1 protein-coding gene is annotated in these 656 nt (G+C 65.2%); it reads left to right on the top strand.

What is annotated here, in order from left to right:
• A partial coding sequence (locus DID99_RS36835; RefSeq protein WP_148094723.1) for a porin occupies positions 1–656 on the top strand: 656 nt, incomplete at both ends.

A 656-nucleotide genomic window follows, 5' to 3' on the forward strand; every position in this document is an offset into this window, starting at 1 on the left:
GGCCTGAAGAGCGACACGTGGGGCCAGCTGCAGGCCGGCCGCAACCTGTTCATCGACAGCGACGGCGTGTGGGAATTCGATCCGTTCGTGCAGCAGGCGTTTTCGTCCGCATCGCTCGTGCGCGGCCGCAACTGGCAGCAGAGCAGCAACAACATCGAATATCACAGCCCGGTGATCGGCGGCTTCGACGTGCAGGCGCAGTATGCGTTCGGCAACCAGTCGCGCGGCTTCAACTACGGCGCGGCCGACGACTTCGGCCGCTCGGACGGGATCATGATCTCGTATCACTCGCCGATGCTCGACGTGCGCGGCCTCTACGACGAGCTGCGCGACAACAACGGCAAGTTCAGCAACATCTTCACCGCGTCGCGCGAGTATTTCGTCGGCGCGAACGTGAAGGTGTCGAAGTTCAAGATCCAGGGGGCGTATACGCATTACCAGGCGCCGGACAGCCCGGCGGGCGTCGCCGATCGCGCCGATCACTACTGGCTCGGCGCGACCTACACGGCCACGCCGCAGTGGGCGGTGACGGGCGGCGGGTATTACGTGAAGGTCGGCGATGGCGGCGGCGACGCGTCGCACGATCCGTCGGGCCACGCGATCATGTACGTGCTCGGCACGACGTACAACCTGTCGAAGCGCACGTTCCTGTACGG

Origin of the sequence: Burkholderia sp. Bp8986, from assembly GCF_003854225.1 — a bacterium.
Classification (GTDB): domain Bacteria; phylum Pseudomonadota; class Gammaproteobacteria; order Burkholderiales; family Burkholderiaceae; genus Burkholderia.